A 25,584-nucleotide genomic window follows, 5' to 3' on the forward strand; every position below is an offset into this window, starting at 1 on the left:
GAAGGGGGCTCTGCCCCCGACCCCTGCGGGGCCTCCCCCGGGATATTTTTGGCAAGAGGAAGAGGGGGTCAGGTGTTTGACCAGAGTGCGTCATAAACAGCGCCAATCCCTGCGGCTTCGCGTGCGGCGCTGAAGCTGTGTTGCGCAACCTCGCGTACGGCGCGGGACATTGCGGCGTGTTTGTCCGGGTCTGACAGGATTGCTCTGGCCGCTTCGGCGGCGTCGACGGCGGCCTCTATCGGGACAATCGAGCCGGTGCGCCCTTGGGCTGAGAAGGCCTGATAATAGCCCGCGTCGCTGCCCACAAAGGGCACGCCGCTGGCCATTCCTTCGAGCGGTGCCATGCCATAGCCTTCGTAGCGGGGCATTTGCATCACCAACGACAGGCCGCGCATCAGCGCAGGCAATTCGGCGGCGGGCACCTCGCCGGGAAAGAGGATGCGGTCGCTGAGGCCCGCAGCCGCGATCTGGTCCTGGAGCTTTTGTTGAAACGCATCATGTTTGCCACCCGCTCGCCCGATGACCAGGGCTGTGGCCCCCGGCAAGTCGGGCAGCAGACGCAGCATCGCCTCGACAAAAAGATCGGTGCCCTTTTCAGGTCGGATGCGCCCGATGGTGGCGATGCCCATCGTGCCGCCATATCCAGTCGCGGCCCAGGCGGTGGCGCGGTCAGCGGCGGGGGTGAAAAGGTCCGTGTCGACGCCATGCGGAACCACGGCGCGGACATGGGGGACAAACTCTGCCGCGCGTTCGGTCGTGGCCACCACCGCGTCCATGCGGCTGATCAACCAACGGGGATAGGCCGAATGCAGGCGCTGTGCGGCCGAGGTAAAGACGATGCGAATGGGCAGTTGCAGCACATCGCGCGCCCAGATTGCCACGCGCATTTCCGGGTTGCGGCGCACGTGCCAGATCGCAAAGGCGCGCCCGACAGGCGCCTTGCGGCTCAGGCGCTTGGCGTCGCTGGCGGTGATCGGGTCCGGGCAACCGGGCAGGGGATGGCCTACCAGTCGTAGGTCGTGGTGTTTCGCCTGCTGGCGGATGACATTGGCCGCCGTGGCTGACACCCCGGTGAAGTTCTTGTTGAAGTTGGTGACAAAAAGCTCAGGCGTCATTCCAGCTCCAACGCCTTGATCAGGGTTTCCACAACATCGTCCAAGGCGTTGGCTTGATCCTGAACGCAGGTGCGGGCGGCGGCACAAGCTGCTTTCAGCGCCGGCGAGTTGGTAAGCCAATGTGAGACGGCTTCTGCAAGGCTGGCGGCGTCCGTGACCTCTACCGCGCCCCCTTGGGCGATCAGCGGATCAAAGGTTTCGCGGAAATTGTAGTATCCGGGGCCGGTGATGACGGCGGCCCCGGCTTGGGCGGGTTCAAACGGGTTGTGACCGCCGATTTTCAACAGCGATCCGCCCATAAACACCAGCGGGCAGAGCGCGTACCACGTGCCCGTCTCGCCCAAGGTATCCGCCAGATAGACTTGGGTGTCCGGAGCCAATGCTTGGCCCGTGGATCGCTGAGCACAAGTTAGCCCGGCTTGCCCCACCAGGCGTTTGACCTCTTCCCCGCGATCCGGGTGACGGGGGATAAGCAGCAGCAGAAGGTCAGGATCGCTCTTGAGCAGCTCCTTGTGTGCGGCCAGCACCGTTTCCTCTTCGCCCGCGTGGGTCGAACTGGCGATCCAGAGCGGGCGATCCCCGATCTCACCCCGGATACGTGCCAGGGCGAGTTCGTCCACTGGCAGCGGTGCCGAAGTGGCCTTGAGGTTGGTGCCTGGCTTCACGCGGGCCGGATCGGCGCCCATGTCCAGCAGGTTCTGCGCCGTTTTGTCATTCTGCGTCAGCATCAGACGGAACTGGTCCAGCAGGAAGCGCGCGGTCTTGGGGCGTTTTTTCCAGCCTTCGACGGACTTGTCGGACAGCCGTGCGTTGAGCAGCGCCAAACGGGTGCCACGTTCACGTCCCTTGACCAGCATTTGCGGCCAAATCTCGCTTTCGACAAATATCCCGGCCTCGGGCCGCCAATGGTTGTAGAAACGGCCCACAGGCCCATGCACGTCCAGCGGTGCAAACTGATGGCGCGTGCGCGGTGGCAGGCGTTTGGCGATGAGCTCGGCCGAGGTGGGCGTGCCCGAAGTGATCAGGAACTCGGTTCCGGGCAGGCGCTCGCCCATGCGGGTGATCAGGGTCAGGACCGACAGGCTTTCGCCCACGCTTGCACCATGAAACCACACGAGTTGCCCCGGTGGACGGGGCAGGCTGGCCGCGCCCAGGCGTTCTTGTTGACGCTCAGTTGATACCCCGGCCTTGCGCAGTTTGCGCGCAACACTGGCCCAGGCAATAGGGGCAATCGCCGCTGTCACACCCCGATACAGGTGATAGAGCGGGGTCGGTTTCCCGGTGGGGGACGACATCAGCCGCCCGTGTGGCTCATGTGGCGGCTCATCTGGCCGTCGGCGCGTTGGCGGGAATAGTCGAAATCGTGACCCTTGGGCTTGTGCGAGATGGCATCGCGGATTGCGGCCTCAAGCGCTGATGGGTCATCGGGATGTGCCCTGAGCGGTGCGCGCAGGTCCGCCATATCCTCTTGGCCCAGGCACATGTACAGCTCGCCGGTGCAGGTCAGGCGCACGCGGTTGCAGCTTTCACAGAAGTTGTGGCTAAGCGGGGTGATAAAGCCGATTTTCTGCCCGGTCTCTTCCAGCCGCACATAGCGCGCCGGACCGCCGGTGCGTTCAGCCAGGTCGGTGACGGTATAGTGCTGCGCGTATTCCGCGCGCACATCCTTGAGCGACCAGTACTGATCCAATCGGTCCTCATTGCCCAGATCGCCCATCGGCATAACCTCGATCCAGGTCAGGTCCATGTCGCGTTCGGCGCACCATTGAGTGATCTTGGGCAATTCAGGTTCGTTGAACCCTTTGAGCGCAACGGCATTGATCTTGACCCGCAGGCCCGCCTTTTGCGCCGCATCGATGCCGCGCAGCACCTGCGGCAGGCGGCCCCAACGGGTGACATCGGCAAATTTCTTCTCATCCAGCGTATCGAGCGAGATGTTCACGCGCCGCACGCCAGCGGCGTAAAGCTGATCGGCAAAGCGTTCGAGCTGCGAGCCATTGGTGGTCAGCGTCAGCTCCTTGAGCGCGCCACTGTCCAGATGCCGCGTCATCGACTGGAAAAATGTCATGATATCGCGGCGCACCAGTGGCTCTCCACCCGTGATCCGCAGCTTTTCAACGCCCAAGCCTACAAAGGTCGAGCACATGCGGTCCAGCTCTTCGAGCGTTAGCAGCTCTTTCTTCGGCAAAAAGGTCATGTTTTCCGACATGCAGTAGACACAGCGAAAATCGCAGCGGTCCGTTACGGAAACACGCAGATAGGTGATGGCGCGGGCGAATGGATCGATCAGCGGTGCGGTCATGAGTGCATAGGTAAAGCGTGGCCCCCAGCCCGGCAAGGGCAATGTGAGAATTGGGGTGGTGCGCGGCGTAGTGGCCGACTAGGGTCGGGGCATGAAATACATGTTGCTGATTGCCGTTGTCGCGGTCGCGGGTTGCGACCAGGTGCGTTCCACCTCTGATCGAGTTGGGGGGTGGTTTAGCTCGAACCCGGAACCCGCTGAAAACACAGTGGAAGAGGTTGAAGTGGCCGAGGTTGCAGAGACGCCGGAAGAGGAGGTGGCGGAAGCCAGCCAAACTTCTCAGGCGCAGAAGCTAGAGACCTGGACAGGTGCCAAGCAGACCATCGCTGGACTGGGGGATCCAACCAAGGGTGGGATCTGGATGGAAACCCCGCTGGTGCAGGTCGAACGCACCGGCCGTGTTGTAGTGCGCCAGACCGGCGCATCGGCCACGGTGACGCTGATCCCGATTCCCGGGGATCCCACAGCGGGCAGCTTCCTGTCGCTTGAGGCGATGCGCAAGTTGCTGGCGCCGCTTGAGCAACTGGTTGAGCTCGACGTTTATTCAAGCTGAGACTTCAGAAAACGACCCGCTTCTTTGCGGGCAAACGGTTTCATGTTGTCACCATGAGCGGCCAGAAAGGCGCACGTGCGGTCGGCGTCGTGTTTCGACAGCTCACGCAGCCACCACGCGATGGCCTTTTGAATGAACCAGTCGCGGTCCGGGACATAGCTTGCCGCCCAACTCAGAATGCGATCCCGCCGGATCAGATCGTCCGGTTTTGGGTGGTTCTGTTTGGTCCAGGGCAAGGTTGCCACCAGGGCCGCGCGCCGGGTCCACATGTGATCTGACTGCGTCCATGCCTCGACTTGATCCAGGCGTTCGGGATCGGCCGTCAGGCGCTTTTGCGCCGCCATGCAGGCATGATCGGCAATCGCCCAGCTGTCAAAATCGGGCAGCCAACTTTGCAGCAACTCCCACGCGGCCTCATCAGGACGAATGCGCGCTTGGGTCAGCAGTTTCGAGGCGGCAAGCCGCGCCTCATAGACATTGGTCTGCCACAGCTCAGAGGACAATTGAACCCGCTCTTCGACTGTAAGGTTTTGCCGCCAACTCTTTGTCAGGTCGTTTAAAATCGGGTTTGCTACCCCCAGGTACTCGCGCTCGACCTTGTGATATGACGCCATGCCGGGCGCGCGCTCGGGGTCGGCGTGGGATTTGATTTCATCCAGATAGGCGGCAAGCATCGGTGGGTCTCTTTTTTGTCTTGCAGCATATGGACCGCTTTTCCAAGATCAAGGGGGCTGATAAGCATCCACTCAAATCGGCAGGAGCAGATGATGCATTTTCTCAAGGGGCTTGAAAGGTCCGCCAAAAAACTGGTGCCAGTCGGGTGGCGAAAGCACTTTCGTGCGTCCAAGTACGAGTTGTTGATGGAACGGCGCGCGCCTATCGACCTGGTGGTTCACGTGGGCGCGCATTGGGGTGAGGATGCGGAATTCTATGAGCGATGCGGCGCCCAGACGATCCTGTGGGTCGAGGCTGATCCTGACACCTACAAGAAGCTCACCACGGCAATTGCAACCCGTCCCCGAACCACTCGCCATGTCACGGAAAACGCATTGGTGTCCGCCACGGCCGGAGAAGAGCTGACTTTCAATCGCTTCAATGGCGATGGGGCGTCCTCATCCATCTATACTTCGACCGATACCTATCGCGAACGGTTCCCGCATAGCCGCGAAACCGGCGAAGTGATCCAGATGAAAACTTGCTCGCTCCCTGAGATTTTGGCCCGACATGACATCGACGTCACTAGCGCCACCAGGCCGATGCTGGTTGTGGATGTGCAAGGGCATGAACTCTCTGTTCTCAAGGGCTTGGGGGAAGGTCTTAAACAGTTCCATCAATGCAAATGCGAAGTGTCCCGCGTGCCAATGTACGACGGCGGCGCTCTATTCGAAGACATAGATTCGCATATGAAGGCCATGGGTTTCCGCTTGGCGTCGCATCGTTACATGCAGGTGCCACGCCATGGGGACGTGCTTTACATCCAGGGTTAATCAGGTGGGAACTCCAGTGGGTTTTCCGTCAATGGTCTCAGTGTTTCTGTTCACCCAATAGGCTCGGATCTGCTCGTCGGTCTTTTCGTCGACCCATTTTTGCATCGTGTCGCGGTCTGACTGAAACTCCATAAAGGGGACGGCATAGCCGCACGACGTTTGCACCAGGTCGATGTCCAGATCAAAGATCTGGCGAGCGCTTCGGTGTGCTGGGAAATGTCGGGCCAAATCCTCCCACTCCGGATCGGTGACATGCGTGGCACGGGCCGTGCCAAATGTACGCAGGATCAAGGGGCGGGTGGTAAAAGAACACCACATCAATGTCATGCGCGCGTTTTCACGCAGATGCCCGGCAGTCTCGTTGCCGCTGCCGGTCAGGTTCATCCACAAGATGCGATTGGGGCCCTTCACCCGTAACGAATCCATTCCCTTGGGGGATATATTCACGCGCCCCTCGGGTCCGGCTGAGCCGACAAAAAACATATGCTGCTCTTCGATAAAGCTGCGGTGCTGGTCTTCGATACGGTCAAACTGCTTGGCCATGGCCTCTCCGTTCGGTTGTTCTGCCTGTCGACGTATTGAGTTACTCTAGCGCGGTGCCTGCGCGCGGGTTCAAGTCTGTTGGTGCTCAAATGCGGGTGTTTGGGCGCGATTTCACTTTAAATTCACGCTGCCGCAGATTATCCGCGAGTTAAAGGACATTGTGCGACGCGAAGGGCCGCAGAGCGCGAAGGGACAAATGGGGGCAGGATGCAGACGGTAATCTTTGATCTGGACGGAACTCTGGCGGATACGTCGGGTGATCTGCTGGCTGCTGCGAACCACTGCTTTCGCGACATGGGGCACGGGGATGTGTTGATCCCGGGGCAGGATGCCGGAATCGCCCTGCGCGGGGGGCGGATGATGCTGACCCGCGGACTGGAACGCCTGGGCGCGTTGGAACAGGCGACAGTGGATCGCTATTACCCGGTCCTGCTCGAGGCTTATGCTGAGGCCATCGACACCCACACATTTCTTTATCCCGGCGCCATGGACGCGGTCGAGCGGCTCAAGGTTTTGGGGTACGGCGTTGGCATTTGTACCAATAAGCCCGAGGGTCTGGCCGAGTTGTTGATGCAGCGTTTGGGTGCGCGAGATGCGTTTGCTTCGCTCATCGGGGCAGACACGTTGCCGGTGCGCAAGCCCGACCCAGAGCCGCTGCGCGAGGCCGCGCGGCAGGCCGGTGGGCATCCCGATCACTGCCTTCTGATCGGGGATTCCGACACGGATCGCAACACCTCGCGCGCGGCGGGCGTGCCGTCGATCCTGGTGACTTTTGGCCCGTCAGGCGCGGATATGGCCGCGTTGGAGCCCGAAGCGCTGTTGGAGGATTACGCGGATCTGCCCGATCTGGTGGGGCGCGTCCTGAGTGCAAAGACCGAAAACGCGGCTTTGGGAAATGTGAATTGACCTTTGGGCGCTTGACGGCCCCGGACAGCAAACGGACAAACCCTGCATGACTGAGAGATTTACAGGCAGCTTTACGCAGCAGGAACCCATCCCGGATGAGGCCATCGAGGCCGCTTTGGCCGTTTTGCGGCACGGGCGTTTGCACCGCTACAATGTGGCCGAGGGCGAGTTGGGTGAAACCGCTCTGCTGGAACAGGAATTTGCAGCGCAAACCGGCGCAAAGTATTGCTTGGCCGTGGCCTCGGGCGGTTATGCGATGGCCACGGCGATGCGCGCGGTCGGGGTACAGCCCGGCGATGCGGTGCTGACCAATGCGTTCACGCTGGCGCCGGTGCCCGGTGCCATTGCGTCGGTCAATGCGCGACCTGTGTTTGTCGGCGTGACCGAAAAGTTGACGATTGATTTGGGCGATCTGGCCGCCAAGGCGGATCAGGCCAAGGTGCTGCTGCTCAGCCATATGCGTGGGCACCTGTGCGACATGGACCGGCTGATGGAGATCTGTGACGCTGCCGGGATCACGGTGATCGAGGATTGCGCCCATACCATGGGGGCAGCCTGGCGCGGGGTGCCTTCGGGCCGGCAGGGGGCCTTTGGCTGCTACTCGTGCCAGACCTACAAGCACGTGAATTCGGGGGAGGGTGGTCTGTTGATCACCGATGATGAAGAGCTGGCCGCCAAGGCGGTGATGCTGTCGGGATCTTACATGCTCTATGAACGGCATCTGGCGGCGCCGGGGCCAGAAGTTTTTGATCGCATCAAGTACCATACGCCCAATGTATCGGGTCGGATGGACAACCTGCGGGCTTCGATCCTGCGACCGCAGTTGAAAGATTTGGACCGACAGGTTACCCGCTGGAATGAGCGCTACCAGGCGCTGGAAGCGGGTTTGCGAGATGTTCCGGGGCTGACAGTGATCGATCGCCCCGCGGCAGAGAGCTATGTCGGGTCGTCGATCCAATTTTTGCTTCTCGATTGGACCCCGAAAGCGGTGCGGGAGGCGATAGCCCGCTGTGCGGCACGAGGGGTGGAGCTCAAGTGGTTTGGTGCGGACGAGCCTGCGGGTTTCACGTCGCGTTATGACAGTTGGCGCTATGCGCAAAGCGAACGGATGCCCGCAAGTGATCGGGTGCTGACCGGCATTGTCGATATGCGGGTCCCGTTGACGTTCAGTCTGGACGATTGCGCGGTGATTGCGCGGATCATCAGGGCCGAAGTGAGCGCGGTTCACCAGTCGCAGCCATAGTTAAATTGAGTGCGCTTGCGCGCACGCTCGATTGTTTGTTTGCCGCCCCGCCGCAGCCGGTGGGGCGGTTTTCTTTTGTCACCTTGCGCCGCGACGTCGCGGCGCAATACGCAATCGTTGACGCATATCGGAATCGCTGCTATCCCCTTATTGAACACTTGTTCATAAACGGTTGTTCTTAGACTCGATGGGAGAGGCGATGTTTACCGCAACAATGAAGTTCGATCATGGCGAGGACGTGGATGCCCTGCGCGATATGGTTCACCGTTGGGCCCAGGAACGGGTCAAGCCGATGGCCGCCGAGATCGACCAGACAAACGAGTTTCCGGCCGAACTGTGGAAGGAAATGGGTGATCTGGGTCTGCTGGGTGTAACCGTTCCCGAGGAATTCGGCGGCGCGGGCATGTCCTATTTGGCGCACACCATCGTGGTCGAAGAGATCGCCCGCGCCAGTGCATCCGTCTCGCTGTCTTATGGCGCGCACTCAAACCTTTGCGTGAACCAGATCAAGCTGAACGGCACCCAGGAGCAGAAGGAAAAATACCTGACGCGTCTGGTGTCGGGTGAGCACGTAGGGGCGCTTGCGATGTCTGAACCGAGCGCCGGGTCGGACGTGGTGTCGATGAAGCTGCGCGCGGAGAAGCGCAATGGCTACTACCGTCTGAACGGCAACAAATACTGGATCACCAACGGTCCTGATGCTGACACGCTGGTGGTTTATGCCAAGACCGACCCTGAAGGTGGCTCCAAAGGGATCACCGCATTCCTGATCGAGAAAGAGTTCAAGGGTTTCTCGACCTCGCCGCATTTCGACAAGCTGGGCATGCGTGGGTCGAACACCGCCGAGTTGATCTTTGAAGATGTCGAAGTGCCGTTCGAAAACGTTCTGGGCGAAGAGGGCAAAGGCGTTGCCGTTCTGATGTCCGGTCTCGATTACGAGCGGGTGGTGCTGGCAGGCATCGGCCTGGGCATCATGGCCGCCTGTATGGATGAGGTCATGCCCTATATGGCCGAGCGCAAGCAATTTGGTCAGCCCATCGGGAATTTCCAGCTGATGCAGGGCAAGATCGCGGACATGTACACCGCGATGAATTCGTCGCGCGCCTATGTCTATGAGGTCGCCAAGGCCTGTGATCGGGGTGACGTGACTCGCCAGGATGCGGCGGCCTGCTGCCTCTATGCCTCGGAGCAGGCGATGGTGCAGGCGCATCAGGCGGTGCAGGCGTTTGGCGGTGCGGGCTATCTGTCCGACAACCCGGTTGGCCGCATTTTCCGCGACGCCAAGCTGATGGAGATCGGGGCCGGTACGTCGGAAATTCGCCGGATGCTGGTCGGGCGCGAGCTGATGAGTTCGATGCTCTGAGACAAAAATGCCCCCATGCGGTTCGGGCCGCATGGGGGCGTTGCGTGACGACCTGAGTGAGGACGTCCCGCATGGGAGGGAAGGATCAGAACCGGTGCACGTACGCCAGGCCAACCACAACAGGGTCGATCTTTGCTTCGCCGATGTTCGCGCCGTTCAGGCTGGCATCCGAGCGGATCTGCATCCAGCGCACGTTCAGACGCAGGGCACCATTGTCCGAGATCTGGTAATCGGCACCGGCGTTCAGCGCGACGCCAAAACTGTCGTCGAGGCTCAGGTTGCCCAAGGGAGAGGCTTCCTCGAAGAAGGTGGTATAGTTCAGACCGACGCCGACAAAGGGCTTGATCGCCGATTTGGTCGGAAAGTGGTAGTTGACCGAGAGGGTCGGCGGCAGGTGTTTGACCGAACCCACTTTGCCCGCGCCCGCCAGCGAGACATCATGCTCGAACGGGGTCGCCAGCAACAGCTCGATGCCGATGTTGTCGCGCACGAAGTATTCGAATGTCAGGGTCGGGCGGGTGTCATCCCCGATCGAGGCCGCGGCGCCTGCCAGCGTGCCGTTCGAGGATTTGGGATTGACGTTGGCAACACCGACACCGACGGTCCAGTCGCCTTGGGATTGGGCCAGAGCCGGAGCGGATACGGTGGCAAGCGCGGCAGCACAAACTGCGGCAGCTGTCAGGGATTTCATCAGAATGCCTACTCTTTCTATTGTGAGTCTTTGCGAGACATCCCGGTTTTGAAACAGTGGCGGATCAGGTGCTCTGATCTGGATCAATTTTTGCATTCATATCATCCGGCAAGTGATTTGATTTACATCAAAAAACGTCAAGTTGACGTTGCGATTTCAAGTGTTTCTGCTGGGGCCGCGTCATGACTTTCGCTGAACGCATTCCCGGTTTGACCGAGGCGGGCAGCTGGGACATCCCCGACCGTCTGAACATGGCGCGGCAATGTCTGTCACAAGACGCAGATCAGGTGGCCATCATCGACCTGACCGGCACGGATCGCCGCGATGTAAGCTTTGGCGAATTGGCGGATAGGGTCGATGGTCTGGCGCGTGCCTTGATGGCACAGGTGCGTCCCGGGGACCGGGTTGGAGTGCTTCTCAGCCAATCGCCCTGGTGCGCGGCGGCGCATCTGGCGATCTGGAAGATCGGCGCGATCTCGGTACCTCTGTTCAAACTGTTCAAGCGTGACGCACTGGCCTCGCGCGTCGGGGATGCGGGGGCCAAGCTGGTTCTGACCGATGCCGAAGGGGCTGTCTTGCTGGGTGATCTTGCGACGCCGCTGATGGTGGCCGAAATCGGGCAGCACGGCGCACCCGTTGATTTTGTCGACACCGGTCCCGAGGATCCGGCCGTGCTGATCTATACAAGCGGCACCACTGGCACGCCCAAGGGCGCACTACATGGCCATCGTGTGCTCACTGGCCATCTGCCAGGTGTTTCGATCAGCCACAACCACCTGCGCCCGGGCGATTGCCTGTGGACGCCGGCCGATTGGGCGTGGATCGGCGGGCTGTTTGATGTGCTGATGCCGGGGCTGGCGCTTGGCATTCCTGTGGTCGCGGCGCGGTTGGACAAATTCACGCCGGAGGCTTGCGCCGGCATCGTGGCGCGCGGCGATGTGCGCAACGTGTTCTTTCCCCCCACAGCCCTGCGCATGTTGAAAGCGGCGGGGCAGGGGCTCGACGGTCTGCGCTCGGTTGCCTCTGGTGGAGAGCCCCTGGGCGCGGAGATGCTCGCTTGGGGCGAACGTTCCTTTGGGCTGACGATCAACGAATTCTACGGCCAGACCGAATGCAACATGACGGTGTCGTCCTGTGGTGTGGATTTCCCGGTTCTGCCCGGTTGCATCGGCAAGCCGGTGCCGGGGCATGAGGTTGCGGTGATCGACGAGGATGGCAAACCAACGAATGAAGAGGGCGATGTGGCGGTCCGGCGCGGCTCGGCCTCGATGCTGCTGGAATACTGGAAACGGCCCCGGGAAACGGCGGAGAAGTTCCGGGGCGAGTGGCTGATCACCGGCGACCGCGGTGTGTGGGACGGTGAATATCTGCGCTTTGTGGGGCGCGATGATGATGTCATCACCTCGGCCGGCTACCGCATCGGCCCGGCTGAGATCGAAGATTGCCTGCTGACCCATCCGGGCGTGGCCACCGTGGGTGTGGTCGGCAAACCCGACCCGCTGCGTACCGAGATCGTCAAGGCCTATGTGGTGCGCAAAGAAGGGGCTGAAGTCAGCGCCGAGGAGTTGCAGGCCTGGGTCAAGGACCGGCTGGCGCAGTATTCCTATCCGCGCGAGATCGCTTTTCTGGAGGCTCTGCCGATGACGGTGACGGGGAAGGTCATTCGGAAAGAGTTGAAGGCGCGGGCTGCAGGGGAGAGGGTGAAATGATTGGTCGAAACTTGTTTATAATGATTGCCTCGTTGTTTTTGGCTGGCGCGGAGTTGGCGAGCGCCGACATTTTGCCGGTAGAAAAATTCGACATCTGTCTTTCAAAGCTGCCGAAGCTGGGCGCGCGGATGGGAGACTACCATTGTGTGTCAGATCTGAGATCTGCTTGCGAAGCATTTTCTACCCCTGATCCTGCTGAGGCATGCTTTCAGGCAGCGGCAAAGAATTTGACAGATAAAACCAACCAGATACTTGCCGAAATCGATGAGCTCACTTGCGACGGAAAAAGATTGGTTCCGGCCGCACAGAACATGATCGCTTCTATTTCTCAAACCCGGGAGTGGGGGTGTGAAGGTACATACCTTGGCGAGTGGGAATGCACGCTTAAGGTCGAAGCACGAAACTGGGAAAGTGCTCGTTTCGTTCGTAACGCCGCAGTTACAGAAGAAAAAGGGGCGTGTCCGTGAGGAGAAGCTGGGCCCAGTTAGGAGAACCGAAATGAAACTCACATCCAAAGCCATGCCCTCCTCGGACGGCTTCAAACAGAACCGCGCGGCGCATCTGGATGCGCTCTCGCAGATCAGCGAGGCGGCTGAGGATGCGCGTCTTGGCGGTGGTGAGAAATCCCGTGCCCGCCACGAAAGCCGGGGCAAGATGCTGCCGCGCCGCCGGGTGGCGAACCTGCTTGATCCGGGCTCTCCGTTTCTTGAGGTTGGAGCGACAGCGGCCCACAATATGTACGACAACGCGGCCCCGGCGGCGGGTGTTGTGGCGGGCATTGGTCGGGTGCACGGGCAAGAGGTCATGGTGGTCTGCAACGATGCCACGGTGAAGGGCGGCACCTATTTCCCGATGACGGTCAAGAAACACCTGCGCGCGCAGGAGATTGCCGAGGAAAACCATCTGCCCTGCATCTATCTGGTCGACAGCGGTGGTGCGAACTTGCCGCAACAGGACGAGGTGTTCCCCGACCGCGACCACTTTGGCCGCATCTTCTATAATCAGGCGCGGATGTCGTCCAAGGGAATCCCGCAGATCGCGGTGGTCATGGGGTCGTGCACGGCGGGCGGAGCGTATGTGCCTGCCATGTCCGACGTCACCATCATCGTCAAGGAACAGGGCACCATCTTCCTTGCCGGTCCGCCGCTGGTCAAGGCCGCGACGGGTGAGGTGGTGAGCGCCGAGGATCTGGGCGGCGGCGATGTCCATACACGCTTGTCAGGTGTGGCGGATTACCTGGCCGAGGATGATGCGCATGCTCTGGCCTTGGCGCGGCGCGCGGTGCAATCGCTCAACATCACCAAGCCGCTGACCGTGAACTGGGCCAATCCCGAAGAGCCTGCCTATGACCCCGAAGAAATCCTGGGCGTCGTCCCCGGCGACCTGCGCACACCGTATGACATCCGCGAGGTGATCGCGCGTCTGGTCGATGGATCACGCTTTGACGAGTTCAAGCCTCGGTTCGGCGAGACGCTGGTGACCGGCTTTGCTCACCTCAAAGGTTGCCCCATCGGCATCATCGCCAACAACGGGGTGCTGTTCTCCGAGGCCGCCCAAAAGGGCGCGCATTTTGTCGAGCTCTGCTCGCAGCGCAAGATCCCGCTGGTCTTCCTGCAAAACATCACTGGCTTCATGGTGGGGCGCAAATACGAAAACGAAGGCATTGCGCGGCACGGGGCCAAGATGGTGACCGCCGTGGCCTCGACCAATGTGCCCAAGATCACCATGCTGGTGGGGGGCTCGTTCGGGGCGGGCAACTACGGCATGGCGGGGCGGGCCTATCAGCCGCGCTTTCTGTGGACCTGGCCGAACTCGCGCATTTCGGTCATGGGCGGCGAACAGGCCGCAGGCGTGCTGGCCACCGTCAAACGCGACGCCATCGAGCGGCAGGGTGGGGCGTGGTCGATCGAAGAAGAGGCCGAATTCAAGCGCCCCACAATTGAGATGTTCGAGGAGCAGAGCCACCCGCTCTATGCCTCGGCGCGTCTATGGGATGATGGCATCATCGATCCGCGCAAATCGCGGGATGTGCTGGCGCTCTCTCTTAGTGCGGCGCTGAACGCCCCGATCGAAGAGACGCGCTTTGGCGTGTTCCGGATGTAATCCTCTTCCTCTTGCCAGAAATATCCTCGGGGGTCCGGGGGCAGACAGCCCCCGGTCCGACGCTCAAAACAAAGGACTACGCCGATGTTTGACACAATTCTAATTGCAAACCGTGGTGAAATCGCCTGCCGCGTGATGGACACGGCCCGCTCCATGGGCGTCAAAACCGTGGCTGTTTACTCTGACGCCGATGCGGGTGCGAAACATGTCGAGAAAGCCGACCGCGCGGTGCACATCGGTGGACCTGCACCGGCGGACAGCTACCTGCGGGGCGATGTGATCATCCAGGCCGCGCTCGATACTGGCGCGCAGGCGATCCACCCCGGCTATGGCTTTCTGTCCGAGAACCCCGATTTCGTGGATGCGGTCGAGGCGGCGGGCCTGACCTTTATCGGTCCCTCTGCCAAGGCGATCCGGGCCATGGGGCTCAAGGATGCGGCCAAGGCGTTGATGGAAGAGGCAGGCGTTCCGGTGGTCCCCGGTTATCATGGTGCCAATCAGGAGCCCGCGTTCCTGGCAGAGCAGGCTGCGGAAATCGGCTATCCGGTGCTGATCAAGGCCGTAGCAGGCGGCGGTGGCAAGGGGATGCGGCTGGTCGAAGACGCTGCTGATTTCGCTGCTGCACTTGAGAGTGCCCAGGGTGAGGCGACCACGGCCTTTGGCAACCCGGATGTGCTGATTGAGAAGTTCGTGCAAAAACCGCGCCATATCGAGGTTCAGGTGTTTGGCGACGGCACCCATGCGGTGCATCTGTTCGAACGGGATTGCTCGTTGCAGCGCCGCCATCAGAAGGTGATCGAAGAGGCACCCGCTCCCGGCATGACAGCCGAGATGCGTGAAGCGATGGGGCAGGCTGGGGTTCTTGCGGCTGAGGCAATCGGCTACTCTGGCGCGGGCACAGTTGAGTTCATAGTAGACGGCTCGGGCGGGGGAACGGGCGGGCTGCACCCGGATCACTTCTGGTTCATGGAGATGAATACGCGCCTGCAGGTGGAGCATCCTGTGACCGAGGAAATCACCGGCGTGGATCTGGTGGAGTGGCAATTGCGGGTGGCCTCAGGCGAGTCCCTGCCTGCGCAACAATCGGACTTGAACTTCACCGGTCACGCGTTTGAGGCGCGGATCTATGCCGAGGATGTGCCCAAGGGCTTCTTGCCTGCTACCGGTACAGTGACTCATCTGGACTTTCCCGAAGACGCGCGCATCGACAGCGGTGTGCGCTGTGGTGATACGATCAGCCCCTGGTATGATCCGATGATTGCCAAGGTGACGGTCTACGGCCCCACCCGTGGAGCCGCCCTGCGAAAGCTGGAGCGTGCTTTGCGGTGGACCGATGTGGGCGGGACGGTGACCAATGTCTCGTTCCTGAGTGTGCTGTCGGCGCAGCCTGATTTTGTGGCTGGCAACATGGACACTGGCCTGATTGATCGCGAGTTGGATTCGCTGACACCTGCGCCGGTGGCCTGCACCAAGGCACGCTCGATTGCGGCACTGGCGGCGCTCGGGTTGCAGGATGGCGCGGGGGAGGAGGGCGGCTTCACCCTCTGGGGGCCGCTTGGCTGGGACGTGACGCTGACCCATCATGATGAGACGTTCGAGGCCCGTGTTCTGGCCGAGGGACCTGAGAGCTTCACCGTGGCGTTGCCGGATGTGACGCATCACGTCAGCCGCCGCGACGGCACCTGGTGGGTGGATGCCACCAAAGTGCAGGCGCGCGTGTCGCACGTTGGCGATGAGGTCACAGTGTTCTGGGGCAACGGCTATCGCTTTGTCGTGACCGACCCGCTGGACCGTGATGCGGCCGCGGGGGGCGACGGCAACGTGATCGAGGCGCCGATGCCGGGTCTGGTCAAGGCGGTCTTTGCCGAAGCGGGGCAGGCCGTAAGCGAAGGCGACCGTTTGGCCATTCTGGAGGCGATGAAGATGGAGCATTCGCTGCTGGCCGCGCGTGATGGCGTGGTTGCCGAGGTTCTGGCCGAGGCCGGCGCGCAGGTCGAAGCCGGGGCTGCTCTGGTGCGGCTGGAAGAGGAATAAGCCAACCCCATCGCCCGTTGTGGGCGGTGGGATTTCCGTATTTGGAACGAGAAGAAGCAGGGGGCATGCGCCATGGGTGATCGGGTCGAGATATTCGAGATGGGGCCTCGGGACGGGCTGCAGAACGAAAAGCGTGAGATTCCGGTGGCAGAGAAGATCGCACTGGTCGACTGCCTCAGCCGGGCGGGGTTCCGCCGGATCGAGGTGGCCAGTTTCGTCTCGCCCAAATGGGTGCCGCAGATGGCAGGCTCGGGCGAGGTTCTGGCCGGCATCACCCGTGCGGACGGCGTAAGCTATGCTGCGCTGACGCCGAATATGCGCGGATATCAGGATGCGGTAGCGGCCCAGGCGGATGAGATCGCAGTCTTTGCCTCTGCCTCGGAAGGGTTTTCCAAGGCCAATATCAACGCCACCATCGCCGAGAGCATCGCGCGATTTGTGCCGATCCTTGAAGCCGCGCGTGAGATTGGATTGCCGGTGCGGGGCTATGTCTCTTGCGTGACCGACTGCCCCTTTGACGGGCCAACCCCGCCGGGGCGGGTGGCCGAGGTGGCCGGGCGTCTGTTGGATCTGGGCTGCTATGAGGTCTCGCTGGGGGATACAGTCGGGCAGGGCACGCCCGAGAGCATCACAGCGATGTTGGGAGCGGCTCTGGATCGGGTACCCGCCGCAAAACTCGCCGGGCATTACCACGATACCGCTGGCCGGGCGCTGATCAACATCGACGCTTCGCTGGAGTTGGGAGTGCGTGTCTTTGATGCGGCCGTTGGTGGTTTGGGCGGCTGCCCTTATGCGCCGGGTGCTGCGGGTAACGTGGCAACTGAGGCCGTTGTGAACCATCTGACCGAACAAGGCTATGAAACCGGATTGGACATGGCCGTTCTGGATGAGGCGGCGCAGATGGCCCGCATGATGCGGACAGGGTGAGTGCCGGTTCTGATGTCTCTCACCGGATTGCCGGGCGTAGGTAAGTCCACGATTGCCAAGCGGGTGGCCAAAGACACTGGTGCGCTGTGGTTGTGGATTGATCAGATCGAGGTGGCGATGAAGGCCTCTCACATGGTGACGGATGATCTGGCCGATGCGGGTTATGCCGCCGCGCAGGCTGTGGCCAGAGGGGCCTTGCGTCAGGGGTTCGACGTCATCGCAGACTGTGTGAACCCCATCATGCTGACACGCGCGGCATGGCGGGCGTTGGCGGACGATACGGGTGCCCGTTTCATCACGGTCGAACTGAAGTGCTCGGATCAGGACGCGCATCGCCGCAGGATTGAAACGCGGCAGATCGATTTGCCGGGTTGGGTCGGTCCCGACTGGCAGGCAGTCCAAGACCGCACCTATGAGCCGATGCTGGATGCGGATGTGAGATTGGATACGGGCCTGACCTCGGTCGAGGCCGCCGTTGAAAGATTGAGCCGGGCCCTTGAGGCGGCGAAACAGGAGACTTGAGCATGTTTGAGACCATTGACCTTACGACCGACGCACGCGGCGTTGCGACTTTGACCCTGAACCGGGTGGACAAGCACAACGCGATGTCGGCGCAAATGCTGGCCGAATTGACGCAGGCGGCCGGACAGCTGGCGGAGGATGATGCCGTGCGGGTTGTTGTGCTGACGGGGGCGGGCAAGTCGTTCTGCGCGGGTGGCGATCTGGCCTGGATGCAGGCTCAGATGGCTGCGGATTCCCAAACCCGCTTTGTCGAGGCGCGCAAGCTGGCCGAGATGCTGCAGGCGCTGAACACCCTGCCGAAACCGCTGATCGGGGCCTTGCAGGGCAACGCCTTTGGCGGCGGCGTGGGTATGGCGTCGGTCTGTGACATCGCCATCGGGGTCGATACGCTCAAGATGGGGCTGACTGAAACCCGGCTGGGGATCATCCCGGCCACCATCGGGCCCTATGTCATCTCGCGCATGGGCGAGGCACGGGCACGGCGGGTGTTCATGTCGGCGCGCATCTTTGGGGCGGCCGAAGCGGTTGAGCTGGGACTGTTGGCCAAAATGGTTCCTGCCGAGGAACTGGCAGCGGCGGTCGAGGCCGAGGTGACGCCATACCTCAGCTGTGCGCCGGGGGCTGTGGCGGCGGCCAAGCAACTGACCCGGGAGCTGGGTCCGCGCATCGATGACGCCGTGATCGACACCACGATCCAGGCCCTTGTTGACCGTTGGGAAACCACCGAAGCGGTCGAGGGGATCGGAGCGTTTTTCGACAAACGAAAACCCAACTGGGTTTGAGGTAAAGGTGAATCTGGCCCTACTCTTTTGGAGTGGGTTGGGGGAATCACATAAAGTTTTGCAGCCGTGATCGGAACAAAGGTGCCATGCCAGCGGAGGCGGCAACAAAATTCGCTAAACCCTTCTGATCACGGCGATCTGTCGAAAGACTGCCGCTTTTCCTCTGTTCCATGCCGGAAAGGCCAAGTTGTACACGTTCCGGCGGTGAATCGAGGGGAAACACCCAAATGGCTCGTTTCCCCTTTGCGGCAATTCGACAGGGTTTCGCGCCCTGCCTTTGGTTGACGCTCTGGTGTGGCACGGGTAGAGAATGACCAGTCAACACGCCAATTGACGGCGCGCCAACACGTGGTGCGCAGGAAAGGAGCCACTCGTGGAAGAGCTGTTGCGGGAGTACCTCCCGATTCTGGTGTTTCTGGCCGTCGCTGTCGGCCTTGGCATCGTTTTGATTTTGGCCGCCGTGATCCTGGCCGTGCGCAACCCGGACCCCGAAAAGGTAAGTGCCTACGAATGCGGTTTCAACGCCTTCGATGACGCGCGCATGAAATTCGATGTCCGGTTTTACCTCGTCTCGATCCTTTTCATTATCTTTGATCTGGAAATCGCTTTCCTGTTCCCTTGGGCCGTCGGCTTCAAGGACATCAGTGACGTGGGTTTCTGGTCGATGATGGTGTTCCTGGGCGTTCTGACCATCGGCTTTGCCTATGAGTGGAAGAAGGGGGCCCTGGAATGGGAGTGATGACGGGTGCAAACACCGCAGGTGTCGACAAGGAAGTCGCCACCCAGGCCCTGAATGCCGAGCTGCAGGACAAAGGGTTCCTGCTGACCTCGACCGAGGATATCATCAACTGGGCCCGCACCGGCAGCTTGCACTGGATGACCTTTGGTCTGGCCTGCTGCGCGGTCGAGATGATGCACACCTCGATGCCGCGCTATGACGCTGAGCGTTTCGGGATTGCCCCGCGTGCTTCTCCGCGCCAATCCGACGTCATGATCGTTGCCGGCACCCTGACCAACAAGATGGCTCCGGCGCTGCGCAAGGTTTATGATCAGATGCCCGAGCCGCGCTATGTGATCTCGATGGGGTCCTGTGCCAATGGGGGCGGGTACTATCACTACTCCTATTCGGTGGTGCGTGGCTGTGATCGCATCGTTCCGGTGGACATCTATGTTCCCGGCTGCCCACCAACGGCCGAGGCGTTGCTTTATGGCCTGATGCAGCTGCAACGCAAAATCCGCCGCACGGGGACGATTGTACGATGAGTGAAGCCTTGAAAGAACTGGGCACGCATATCGAGCTCAAGCGCAGTGACTGTGTGCTGGCATGGGATGTAACCCATGACGAGCTGAATGTGGACGTCACACCGTCGAACATCGTTGGGTTGATCGAATTTCTGAAATCCGATCCGACCTGCAAGTTCTCGACCCTGGTGGACATCACCGGTGTGGACTACCCCGAACGCGGCAAGCGGTTCGACGTCGTCTATCACCTGCTGTCGATGTACCAGAACCAGCGCATCCGCCTGCGGGTGTCGATCCGCGAGGATGACATGGTGCCCTCGATCATCGACGTGCACCCCTCGGCAAACTGGTTCGAGCGCGAAGTGTTCGACATGTTCGGCATCCTGTTCACTGGCCACCCGGACCTGCGTCGCATCCTGACCGACTATGGCTTTCGCGGCTATCCGCTGCGCAAGGACTTTCCGACCACTGGCTATACCGAGGTTCGCTATGACGAGGCGCAAAAGCGCGTGGTCTATGAACCTGTCAGCCTGGTGCAGGAATACCGTCAGTTTGACTTCATGAGCCCTTGGGAAGGCGCTGAATACATTTTGCCGGGGGACGAAAAACAGGAGGCCAAGTGATGGGGACCATCGTCTGGATCATCTTTGTCATTGCGACGGTCATACCAATGCTCAAGTTGCTGCCCCATTTCGGCATCAACAAATACTGGGCGGCGGCTTGCGTCATCCCCTTGGGGGTTTTGGTGCTGCTTTGGGTCATGGCGATGAAGTTGCAGGAGCTGGAGCGCAGATGATGGCATTTCTTGGTGAACTGGCGGCGCTTGGTGTTCTGGGTGTCCTGCTGGCAGGTGCCGCAGCCAAGGCGGCCCAAGCAGAAAAGGCCCGTGTTCGGGTCAAGGCAAATGCCAAATCGCGCGGTTCGCGGCGGAGAGGGTAAGAATATGGCGTTGGACATGACAACAGCCCTGGAACAGGTGAACGCGGCGGCAGAGGCCTACTGCGTCGCGCTGAACAAGGCGGACGGCGATGCGCTGGATGCGCTGTGTCATGACCGGTTCCTGATGACCTGGGTCAAGGACGATGGCACCCCACGGTTCCTGAACAAGGAAAAGTTCGTGGGTGGTATCCACACATTGGATGCCGACAAGGATGCGCCCTCGTTCGAGGTGATCTCGGTCGACGTCGAAGGCCCGGACATGGCCCACGTCAAACTGTGGGTCGACATGCCGCCCCGGCGGTATCTGGATTACCTGGGCTTTTTCCGGGTCGAAGGCGAATGGCGCCTGATTACAAAACTGTTCCGCGTGGCCGAAGGCCCCGAACTGTAAAGGAAACGCCGGGGTCAACCCGGACAGGAGAGACACGGATGATGGACGGCAGCAAGGGCTTCGACGACGCTCTGACGGGCGAGCAGAAGATCCGCAACTTCAACATCAACTTTGGTCCCCAGCACCCGGCGGCGCACGGCGTGCTGCGTCTGGTTCTGGAACTGGACGGCGAGATCGTGGAACGCTGCGACCCGCATATCGGCCTGCTGCACCGTGGCACCGAAAAGCTGATGGAAAGCCGCACTTACCTGCAGAACCTGCCGTATTTCGATCGTCTGGATTACGTGGCGCCGATGAATCAGGAACACGCCTGGTGTCTGGCCATCGAAAAGTTGACCGGGGTCGAGGTGCCGCGCCGTGCCTCGCTGATCCGGGTGCTCTATTCCGAGATCGGCCGCATCCTGAACCACCTGCTGAACGTGACCACTCAGGCGATGGACGTGGGCGCGCTGACCCCGCCGCTCTGGGGGTTCGAAGAGCGTGAAAAGCTGATGGTGTTCTATGAACGCGCCTGTGGTGCACGTTTGCACGCAGCCTATTTCCGCCCCGGTGGTGTGCATCAGGACCTGCCTGATGACTTGATCGATGATATCGAGGCCTGGAGCCACGAGTTCCCGGCTGTTATGGACGACATCGACGGCCTGCTGACTGAAAACCGCATCTTCAAACAGCGCAACGCCGATATCGGCGTCGTGACCGAGGAAGACATCCAGAAGTACGGCTTTTCGGGTGTGATGGTGCGCGGTTCGGGCCTGGCTTGGGACTTGCGCCGCGCGCAGCCCTATGAATGCTACAACGAGTTCGAATTCCAGGTGCCCGTGGGCAAGAACGGCGACTGCTATGACCGTTACCTGGTGCGGATGGAAGAGATGCGCCAGTCGCTGCACATCATCCGCCAGGCCATCGCCAAGCTGCGCGATTGCCCGGGCGATGTTTTGGCGCGTGGCAAGATCACCCCGCCGAAACGCTCGGACATGAAAACCTCGATGGAAAGCCTGATCCATCACTTCAAGCTTTACACCGAAGGGTTCCACGTGCCTGCCGGTGAAGTTTATGCCGCTGTCGAGGCCCCCAAAGGTGAATTCGGCGTTTATCTGGTGGCTGATGGCACCAACAAGCCGTACCGCGCCAAGCTGCGTGCGCCGGGTTTCCTGCACCTGCAAGCGATGGATCACGTGGCAAAGGGACACCAGTTGGCCGACGTGGCTGCCATCATCGGCACCATGGATGTTGTGTTCGGGGAGATCGACCGATGATCCGGGGCACTTTGGCCTCCCTTGGTCTGGTTGCGGCCCTTGCGGGCTGTGAAACCACGACAGCGGGCGGGGGCACGATCACGCCTGAGATGCGCCAGGACTATCTGGCCGCGGTGGCATCCGTGGGCTGCGTTCTGCGCGACGAACGCCAATATGGCGCTGTCGATTTCCAGGCGGGCCTGACCCGCGAGCAAACGGTTGCAATCACCTCGGGCTATGTCGCACGCGGCAAGGCCCAACGGGTCGATGATGGCAACTCTATCCGTATCACCACCGGACCTTGCGCGGCCTGACGGGAACAAGAAGGACTACGAAACACCATGCTACGCCGTCTGCATCCCGAACAACCCGAAAGCTTTGCTTTCACCCCGGCCAACTTGGCCTGGGCCGAAGGGCAGATCACCAAATACCCCGAAGGCCGCCAGGCCAGTGCGATCATTCCACTGCTGTGGCGCGCGCAAGAGCAGGAGGGCTGGCTGACCCGCCCCGCCATCGAAGCTGTCGCCGACATGCTGGACATGGCCTATATCCGTGCGCTGGAAGTGGCCTCGTTCTACTTCATGTTTCAGCTGCAACCGGTTGGTTCTGTTGCGCATATCCAGATCTGCGGCACGACGTCCTGCATGATCTGCGGTGCCGAGGATCTGATCGCTGTTTGCCAGGAAAAGATCGCGACCAAACCGCATGTGGTCTCGGCCGATGGCAAGTTCAGCTGGGAAGAGGTGGAATGCCTGGGCTCGTGCACCAATGCGCCCATGGCCCAGATCGGCAAAGACTACTACGAAGATCTGACATCCGAAAAGTTCGGCCAACTGATCGACGAACTGGCGGCGGGCAAGGTGCCCACACCCGGCCCGCAGAACGGCCGCTATGGCGCCGAGCCGCTGAGCGGCTTGACCAGTCTGACGGACTACGACAGCGGTCGCACGCAGTACAACGCCTCCGTGCAGCTGGCGGTAGATATTGGTGATACGGTCAAGCGCATCGAAGGCACCGAAGTGCCGCTGCTGACGCCGTGGCTCAAGGATGCCAAATCGCCGAAGGCTGAGAAACCCAAGGTCAAGCCTGCGCCCAAGAAGGCGGCAACGCCTGAGGTTGAACCAGAGGCGGGCGACAAGCCTGCAACTCTGGACGCGGCGCGTGATGGCAAGGCCGATGACCTGAAGATGATCAAGGGCGTTGGTCCCAAGCTGGAAGGGGTGCTGAACGGCATCGGTATCTTCCACTACGACCAGATCGCTGCATGGACTGAGGCTGAAGTGGCTTGGGCGGACCAGAACCTGGTCGGCTTCAAGGGCCGTGTCAGCCGGGATGATTGGGTGGCGCAGGCCAAACTGCTCGCCACCGGAGAGGAAACAGAGTTCGCAAAGCGGGCCAAAGAAGACGGGACTTACGAAGAAGACACATAAACGGGAAGGGAGACCCACATCATGACGAATGCGACAGACGAGGCAGGCTGCAAGGCACGCAGCTGGAGATTGTCCGCCTATGGCGGCGTAGTGTTGGCCGTATTGTTCATGCTTGTTGGGAACGCCGGGATCGTATCAGCAGCCATTGGGGGCGTTGTTGGATTTGTCGTGTTGGGTTTTGTGCTGACACGCTTTCTGTGCCCCGAGGGTCAGCAGGATACGGCCTCTGCAGCACCTGCTCCGGCACCGGAACCTGTGGCGGAACCAGTGGTAGAGGCGGCACCAGAACCTGCGCCCGCGCCAGAGGCAGCGCCGGAGCCGGAGGCGACACCCGAGCCGGAACCAGTGGCCGCGACCGAGGCCACCCCGGACCCGACCCCCGTTTCGGCCAGTTCGCTGGTCAAACCGTCAAAAGAGCTGCCCGGCCAGGTTGAATTGGCCAACCGCAAGGGTAGCTGGACATACAAAGGAAACGCCTCTGCTTAATCCGCAGGGGTCAACGACACGAAGAAGATGAACACGGAACAGGACAAAGCCATCGCCCAAAAGGGCCGCCACATCGGTCTGGTTATCGCCGGAACGATGGTGCTGTGGGTTGTCATGACGCTGTTCGTCGGTCCGGCCATTGGATTGGCCGGGCGCTATGCGCTGCTGTTCGATTTCGCCGCCTTGGCGGCGTTCGTCTATGCAGTGATCAACATCATTCAACTCTGGCGTATGCGTCAGGCCAGTGAACAAGACAGGCAAAGGTAGGCACGCGATGCTGAAGGATCAGGACCGGATCTTTACCAACCTCTACGGGATGCACGACCGTACGCTCAAGGGCGCGCAGATGCGTGGCCATTGGGATGGCACAGCCGGAATCATCCAAAAGGGGCGCGACTGGATCGTGCAACAGATGAAGGACTCGGGCCTGCGCGGACGCGGCGGCGCGGGCTTTCCTACGGGTTTGAAATGGTCCTTCATGCCCAAGGAAAGCGACGGTCGCCCGGCCTATCTGGTTGTGAACGCAGATGAATCCGAGCCCGGTACATGTAAAGACCGCGAGATCATGCGCCATGATCCGCACACCCTGATCGAAGGCTGCCTGATCGCATCCTTCGCCATGAACGCGCACGCCTGCTATATCTACATTCGCGGCGAATACATCCGCGAGCGCGAGGCGCTGCAGGCCGCGATTGATGAGGCGTACGACGCGGGCCTTCTGGGCAAGAACGCCGCTGGCTCGGGCTGGGACTTTGATCTGTTCCTGCACCACGGAGCGGGTGCTTATATCTGCGGCGAAGAAACAGCGCTGATCGAAAGCCTTGAGGGCAAGAAGGGCATGCCCCGCATGAAACCGCCGTTCCCGGCGGGCGCGGGTCTGTACGGCTGCCCGACCACCGTGAACAACGTGGAATCCATTGCCGTCGTGCCCACGATCCTGCGCCGTGGCGCGGATTGGTTCAGCTCCTTCGGGCGTCCTAACAATGCGGGCACAAAGCTCTTTGGCATCTCGGGTCACGTCAACAACCCATGTGTCGTTGAAGAGGCGATGTCGATTTCCTTCGAGGAACTGATCGACAAGCACTGCGGCGGCATTCGCGGCGGTTGGGACAACCTCAAGGCCGTGATCCCCGGTGGCTCGTCCGTGCCTTGTGTCACTGGCGAGAATATGCGCGATGCGATCATGGATTTCGACGCGCTCAAGGAAAAGGGCTCGTCTCTGGGTACCGCCGCAGTCATCGTGATGGACAAGCAGACCGACATCATCAAGGCGATCTGGCGGCTGTCCAAGTTCTACAAACACGAAAGCTGTGGTCAGTGTACGCCTTGCCGCGAAGGCACCGGCTGGATGATGCGGGTGATGGATCGTCTGGTCAAAGGTGAGGCCGAGGTTGAAGAGATTGACATGCTGCTGAGCGTGACCAAACAGGTCGAAGGCCACACCATCTGTGCCCTTGGCGATGCAGCGGCCTGGCCGATCCAAGGGCTGATCAAGAACTTCCGTGAGGAGATCGAGGACCGGATCAAGGCCAAGCGCACCGGACGCATGGGGGCGATGGCAGCCGAGTAAAGGAGGAGACG

The 25,584-nt window shown here is 61.0% G+C and carries 30 protein-coding genes; 24 read left to right on the plus strand and 6 right to left on the minus strand.

All coding sequences use genetic code 11. The features are described 5' to 3' along the window. Positions 1-68: 68 nt before the first annotated feature. The 3 genes from TRL7639_RS07500 to moaA are packed head-to-tail and all read right to left on the minus strand — an operon-like array spanning position 69 to position 3,417. Positions 69-1,115 (minus strand): glycosyltransferase family 4 protein, encoded by a 1,047-nt coding sequence (locus TRL7639_RS07500; RefSeq protein ID WP_085795109.1) that lies wholly within the window; start codon positions 1,113-1,115, stop codon positions 69-71. Beyond that, positions 1,112-2,410, minus strand: a complete 1,299-nt coding sequence (locus tag TRL7639_RS07505) for a 3-deoxy-D-manno-octulosonic acid transferase (RefSeq protein WP_085795110.1) — start codon at positions 2,408-2,410, stop codon at positions 1,112-1,114. Before TRL7639_RS07505 ends, TRL7639_RS07500 begins: the two co-directional genes overlap by 4 nt. Next, complete coding sequence (moaA, locus tag TRL7639_RS07510; RefSeq protein ID WP_085795111.1) at positions 2,410-3,417, minus strand: GTP 3',8-cyclase MoaA; 1,008 nt, start codon at positions 3,415-3,417, stop codon at positions 2,410-2,412. The genes TRL7639_RS07505 and moaA overlap by 1 nt, the downstream gene beginning before the upstream one ends. Before the next feature lie 91 nt (positions 3,418-3,508). On the opposite strand from moaA, the gene TRL7639_RS07515 reads away from it, so the two are divergent. Further along, positions 3,509-3,970 (plus strand): hypothetical protein, encoded by a 462-nt coding sequence (locus tag TRL7639_RS07515; protein WP_085795112.1) that lies wholly within the window; start codon positions 3,509-3,511, stop codon positions 3,968-3,970. Here TRL7639_RS07515 and TRL7639_RS07520 read toward each other — a convergent pair. Further along, positions 3,958-4,644, minus strand: coding sequence for a DNA alkylation repair protein (locus TRL7639_RS07520; protein WP_085795113.1), 687 nt, complete (start codon positions 4,642-4,644; stop codon positions 3,958-3,960). The two genes, TRL7639_RS07515 and TRL7639_RS07520, sit on opposite strands and share 13 nt — an antisense overlap. A 93-nt stretch (positions 4,645-4,737) precedes the next feature. Between TRL7639_RS07520 and TRL7639_RS07525 the strand changes: the two genes are divergently transcribed. Continuing rightward, on the plus strand, positions 4,738-5,457 hold the full coding sequence (locus TRL7639_RS07525) for an FkbM family methyltransferase (protein ID WP_165759773.1): 720 nt from the start codon (positions 4,738-4,740) through the stop codon (positions 5,455-5,457). Here the strand turns inward: TRL7639_RS07525 and TRL7639_RS07530 are convergent, their stop codons facing one another. Then, positions 5,458-6,000, minus strand: a complete 543-nt coding sequence (locus tag TRL7639_RS07530) for a pyridoxamine 5'-phosphate oxidase family protein (RefSeq protein WP_085795115.1) — start codon at positions 5,998-6,000, stop codon at positions 5,458-5,460. 207 nt (positions 6,001-6,207) lie between these two features. On the opposite strand from TRL7639_RS07530, the gene TRL7639_RS07535 reads away from it, so the two are divergent. The 3 genes from TRL7639_RS07535 (at position 6,208) to TRL7639_RS07545 (ending at position 9,512) form a co-directional block, all read left to right on the plus strand. After that, on the plus strand, positions 6,208-6,906 hold the full coding sequence (locus TRL7639_RS07535) for an HAD-IA family hydrolase (protein ID WP_085795116.1): 699 nt from the start codon (positions 6,208-6,210) through the stop codon (positions 6,904-6,906). Positions 6,907-6,952: 46 nt separating this feature from the next. Further along, complete coding sequence (locus TRL7639_RS07540; RefSeq protein ID WP_085795117.1) at positions 6,953-8,149, plus strand: DegT/DnrJ/EryC1/StrS family aminotransferase; 1,197 nt, start codon at positions 6,953-6,955, stop codon at positions 8,147-8,149. 199 nt (positions 8,150-8,348) lie between these two features. Then, complete coding sequence (locus TRL7639_RS07545; RefSeq protein ID WP_085796303.1) at positions 8,349-9,512, plus strand: isovaleryl-CoA dehydrogenase; 1,164 nt, start codon at positions 8,349-8,351, stop codon at positions 9,510-9,512. Positions 9,513-9,597: 85 nt separating this feature from the next. Here TRL7639_RS07545 and TRL7639_RS07550 read toward each other — a convergent pair whose 3' ends face one another. Beyond that, the gene (locus tag TRL7639_RS07550; protein WP_085795118.1) at positions 9,598-10,203 is read right to left on the minus strand and encodes an OmpW/AlkL family protein; all 606 of its coding nucleotides are present in this window, start codon (positions 10,201-10,203) and stop codon (positions 9,598-9,600) included. A gap of 182 nt (positions 10,204-10,385) precedes the next feature. Between TRL7639_RS07550 and TRL7639_RS07555 the strand changes: the two genes are divergently transcribed. The 19 genes from TRL7639_RS07555 to nuoF all read left to right on the plus strand — a co-directional run bounded on the left by TRL7639_RS07555 (position 10,386) and on the right by nuoF (position 25,573). Continuing rightward, the gene (locus TRL7639_RS07555) at positions 10,386-11,912 is read left to right on the plus strand and encodes an AMP-binding protein (protein ID WP_085795119.1); all 1,527 of its coding nucleotides are present in this window, start codon (positions 10,386-10,388) and stop codon (positions 11,910-11,912) included. Then, the gene (locus tag TRL7639_RS07560; RefSeq protein ID WP_085795120.1) at positions 11,909-12,379 is read left to right on the plus strand and encodes a hypothetical protein; all 471 of its coding nucleotides are present in this window, start codon (positions 11,909-11,911) and stop codon (positions 12,377-12,379) included. The genes TRL7639_RS07555 and TRL7639_RS07560 overlap by 4 nt, the downstream gene beginning before the upstream one ends. Positions 12,380-12,410: 31 nt before the next feature. After that, positions 12,411-14,015: a carboxyl transferase domain-containing protein gene (locus TRL7639_RS07565; RefSeq protein ID WP_085795121.1), complete on the plus strand. Its 1,605-nt coding sequence runs from the start codon at positions 12,411-12,413 to the stop codon at positions 14,013-14,015. Positions 14,016-14,099: 84 nt separating this feature from the next. Continuing rightward, positions 14,100-16,049, plus strand: coding sequence for an acetyl/propionyl/methylcrotonyl-CoA carboxylase subunit alpha (locus TRL7639_RS07570; RefSeq protein WP_085795122.1), 1,950 nt, complete (start codon positions 14,100-14,102; stop codon positions 16,047-16,049). 72 nt (positions 16,050-16,121) lie between these two features. Further along, the gene (locus tag TRL7639_RS07575) at positions 16,122-16,976 is read left to right on the plus strand and encodes a hydroxymethylglutaryl-CoA lyase (RefSeq protein ID WP_085795123.1); all 855 of its coding nucleotides are present in this window, start codon (positions 16,122-16,124) and stop codon (positions 16,974-16,976) included. Then, on the plus strand, positions 16,977-17,498 hold the full coding sequence (locus TRL7639_RS07580) for a P-loop nucleotide/nucleoside kinase family protein (protein WP_110647112.1): 522 nt from the start codon (positions 16,977-16,979) through the stop codon (positions 17,496-17,498). Positions 17,499-17,500: 2 nt separating this feature from the next. Further along, the gene (locus tag TRL7639_RS07585) at positions 17,501-18,280 is read left to right on the plus strand and encodes a crotonase/enoyl-CoA hydratase family protein (protein WP_085795124.1); all 780 of its coding nucleotides are present in this window, start codon (positions 17,501-17,503) and stop codon (positions 18,278-18,280) included. A 373-nt stretch (positions 18,281-18,653) separates the two neighbouring features. Further along, positions 18,654-19,019 (plus strand): NADH-quinone oxidoreductase subunit A, encoded by a 366-nt coding sequence (locus TRL7639_RS07590; protein ID WP_085795125.1) that lies wholly within the window; start codon positions 18,654-18,656, stop codon positions 19,017-19,019. Continuing rightward, positions 19,010-19,543, plus strand: coding sequence for a NuoB/complex I 20 kDa subunit family protein (locus TRL7639_RS07595; protein WP_037307875.1), 534 nt, complete (start codon positions 19,010-19,012; stop codon positions 19,541-19,543). Before TRL7639_RS07590 ends, TRL7639_RS07595 begins: the two co-directional genes overlap by 10 nt. After that, positions 19,540-20,145 (plus strand): NADH-quinone oxidoreductase subunit C, encoded by a 606-nt coding sequence (locus TRL7639_RS07600; protein ID WP_085795126.1) that lies wholly within the window; start codon positions 19,540-19,542, stop codon positions 20,143-20,145. The genes TRL7639_RS07595 and TRL7639_RS07600 overlap by 4 nt, the downstream gene beginning before the upstream one ends. After that, entirely contained in the window at positions 20,145-20,318 is a 174-nt protein-coding gene (locus tag TRL7639_RS23055; protein ID WP_165759774.1) for a hypothetical protein, read from the plus strand. Before TRL7639_RS07600 ends, TRL7639_RS23055 begins: the two co-directional genes overlap by 1 nt. Then, entirely contained in the window at positions 20,315-20,461 is a 147-nt protein-coding gene (locus tag TRL7639_RS23060) for a hypothetical protein (protein WP_165759775.1), read from the plus strand. The genes TRL7639_RS23055 and TRL7639_RS23060 overlap by 4 nt, the downstream gene beginning before the upstream one ends. Positions 20,462-20,477: 16 nt before the next feature. Beyond that, positions 20,478-20,852 (plus strand): nuclear transport factor 2 family protein, encoded by a 375-nt coding sequence (locus tag TRL7639_RS07605; RefSeq protein ID WP_165759776.1) that lies wholly within the window; start codon positions 20,478-20,480, stop codon positions 20,850-20,852. Between the two features lie 41 nt (positions 20,853-20,893). Then, on the plus strand, positions 20,894-22,108 hold the full coding sequence (locus TRL7639_RS07610) for an NADH-quinone oxidoreductase subunit D (RefSeq protein ID WP_085796305.1): 1,215 nt from the start codon (positions 20,894-20,896) through the stop codon (positions 22,106-22,108). Then, positions 22,105-22,401, plus strand: a complete 297-nt coding sequence (locus TRL7639_RS07615) for a hypothetical protein (protein WP_085795128.1) — start codon at positions 22,105-22,107, stop codon at positions 22,399-22,401. The genes TRL7639_RS07610 and TRL7639_RS07615 overlap by 4 nt, the downstream gene beginning before the upstream one ends. 27 nt (positions 22,402-22,428) lie before the next feature. Then, complete coding sequence (gene nuoE / locus TRL7639_RS07620) at positions 22,429-23,517, plus strand: NADH-quinone oxidoreductase subunit NuoE (RefSeq protein WP_085795129.1); 1,089 nt, start codon at positions 22,429-22,431, stop codon at positions 23,515-23,517. 21 nt (positions 23,518-23,538) lie between these two features. After that, the gene (locus tag TRL7639_RS07625) at positions 23,539-24,003 is read left to right on the plus strand and encodes a hypothetical protein (RefSeq protein WP_085795130.1); all 465 of its coding nucleotides are present in this window, start codon (positions 23,539-23,541) and stop codon (positions 24,001-24,003) included. A 27-nt stretch (positions 24,004-24,030) separates the two neighbouring features. Then, positions 24,031-24,270, plus strand: coding sequence for a DUF5337 domain-containing protein (locus TRL7639_RS07630; RefSeq protein WP_085795131.1), 240 nt, complete (start codon positions 24,031-24,033; stop codon positions 24,268-24,270). A gap of 7 nt (positions 24,271-24,277) precedes the next feature. Continuing rightward, a complete protein-coding gene (gene nuoF / locus TRL7639_RS07635; protein WP_085795132.1) occupies positions 24,278-25,573 on the plus strand; it encodes an NADH-quinone oxidoreductase subunit NuoF in 1,296 nt (431 codons plus the stop codon). The last annotated feature ends 11 nt before the right edge of the window (positions 25,574-25,584 follow it).

Source organism: Falsiruegeria litorea R37 (assembly GCF_900172225.1).
Lineage (GTDB): Bacteria > Pseudomonadota > Alphaproteobacteria > Rhodobacterales > Rhodobacteraceae > Falsiruegeria > Falsiruegeria litorea.

Bases quoted from the DNA above. Each gene is read 5' to 3' on its own strand.
- TRL7639_RS07525 (WP_165759773.1), top strand. From the start codon at position 4,738: ATGCATTTTCTCAAGGGGCTTGAAAGGTCCGCCAAAAAACTGGTGCCA.
- TRL7639_RS07550 (WP_085795118.1), bottom strand. From the start codon at position 10,203: ATGAAATCCCTGACAGCTGCCGCAGTTTGTGCTGCCGCGCTTGCCACC.
- TRL7639_RS07560 (WP_085795120.1), top strand. From the start codon at position 11,909: ATGATTGGTCGAAACTTGTTTATAATGATTGCCTCGTTGTTTTTGGCT.
- TRL7639_RS07555 (WP_085795119.1), top strand. From the start codon at position 10,386: ATGACTTTCGCTGAACGCATTCCCGGTTTGACCGAGGCGGGCAGCTGG.
- TRL7639_RS07500 (WP_085795109.1), bottom strand. From the start codon at position 1,115: ATGACGCCTGAGCTTTTTGTCACCAACTTCAACAAGAACTTCACCGGG.
- TRL7639_RS07535 (WP_085795116.1), top strand. From the start codon at position 6,208: ATGCAGACGGTAATCTTTGATCTGGACGGAACTCTGGCGGATACGTCG.
- nuoF (WP_085795132.1), top strand. From the start codon at position 24,278: ATGCTGAAGGATCAGGACCGGATCTTTACCAACCTCTACGGGATGCAC.
- TRL7639_RS07505 (WP_085795110.1), bottom strand. From the start codon at position 2,410: ATGTCGTCCCCCACCGGGAAACCGACCCCGCTCTATCACCTGTATCGG.
- TRL7639_RS07575 (WP_085795123.1), top strand. From the start codon at position 16,122: ATGGGTGATCGGGTCGAGATATTCGAGATGGGGCCTCGGGACGGGCTG.
- TRL7639_RS07520 (WP_085795113.1), bottom strand. From the start codon at position 4,644: ATGCTTGCCGCCTATCTGGATGAAATCAAATCCCACGCCGACCCCGAG.
- TRL7639_RS07585 (WP_085795124.1), top strand. From the start codon at position 17,501: ATGTTTGAGACCATTGACCTTACGACCGACGCACGCGGCGTTGCGACT.
- TRL7639_RS23055 (WP_165759774.1), top strand. From the start codon at position 20,145: ATGGGGACCATCGTCTGGATCATCTTTGTCATTGCGACGGTCATACCA.
- TRL7639_RS07630 (WP_085795131.1), top strand. From the start codon at position 24,031: ATGAACACGGAACAGGACAAAGCCATCGCCCAAAAGGGCCGCCACATC.
- TRL7639_RS07595 (WP_037307875.1), top strand. From the start codon at position 19,010: ATGGGAGTGATGACGGGTGCAAACACCGCAGGTGTCGACAAGGAAGTC.
- TRL7639_RS07570 (WP_085795122.1), top strand. From the start codon at position 14,100: ATGTTTGACACAATTCTAATTGCAAACCGTGGTGAAATCGCCTGCCGC.
- moaA (WP_085795111.1), bottom strand. From the start codon at position 3,417: ATGACCGCACCGCTGATCGATCCATTCGCCCGCGCCATCACCTATCTG.
- TRL7639_RS07565 (WP_085795121.1), top strand. From the start codon at position 12,411: ATGAAACTCACATCCAAAGCCATGCCCTCCTCGGACGGCTTCAAACAG.
- TRL7639_RS07515 (WP_085795112.1), top strand. From the start codon at position 3,509: ATGAAATACATGTTGCTGATTGCCGTTGTCGCGGTCGCGGGTTGCGAC.
- TRL7639_RS23060 (WP_165759775.1), top strand. From the start codon at position 20,315: ATGATGGCATTTCTTGGTGAACTGGCGGCGCTTGGTGTTCTGGGTGTC.
- TRL7639_RS07610 (WP_085796305.1), top strand. From the start codon at position 20,894: ATGGACGGCAGCAAGGGCTTCGACGACGCTCTGACGGGCGAGCAGAAG.
- TRL7639_RS07545 (WP_085796303.1), top strand. From the start codon at position 8,349: ATGTTTACCGCAACAATGAAGTTCGATCATGGCGAGGACGTGGATGCC.
- TRL7639_RS07605 (WP_165759776.1), top strand. From the start codon at position 20,478: ATGACAACAGCCCTGGAACAGGTGAACGCGGCGGCAGAGGCCTACTGC.
- TRL7639_RS07530 (WP_085795115.1), bottom strand. From the start codon at position 6,000: ATGGCCAAGCAGTTTGACCGTATCGAAGACCAGCACCGCAGCTTTATC.
- TRL7639_RS07625 (WP_085795130.1), top strand. From the start codon at position 23,539: ATGACGAATGCGACAGACGAGGCAGGCTGCAAGGCACGCAGCTGGAGA.
- TRL7639_RS07615 (WP_085795128.1), top strand. From the start codon at position 22,105: ATGATCCGGGGCACTTTGGCCTCCCTTGGTCTGGTTGCGGCCCTTGCG.
- nuoE (WP_085795129.1), top strand. From the start codon at position 22,429: ATGCTACGCCGTCTGCATCCCGAACAACCCGAAAGCTTTGCTTTCACC.
- TRL7639_RS07600 (WP_085795126.1), top strand. From the start codon at position 19,540: ATGAGTGAAGCCTTGAAAGAACTGGGCACGCATATCGAGCTCAAGCGC.
- TRL7639_RS07540 (WP_085795117.1), top strand. From the start codon at position 6,953: ATGACTGAGAGATTTACAGGCAGCTTTACGCAGCAGGAACCCATCCCG.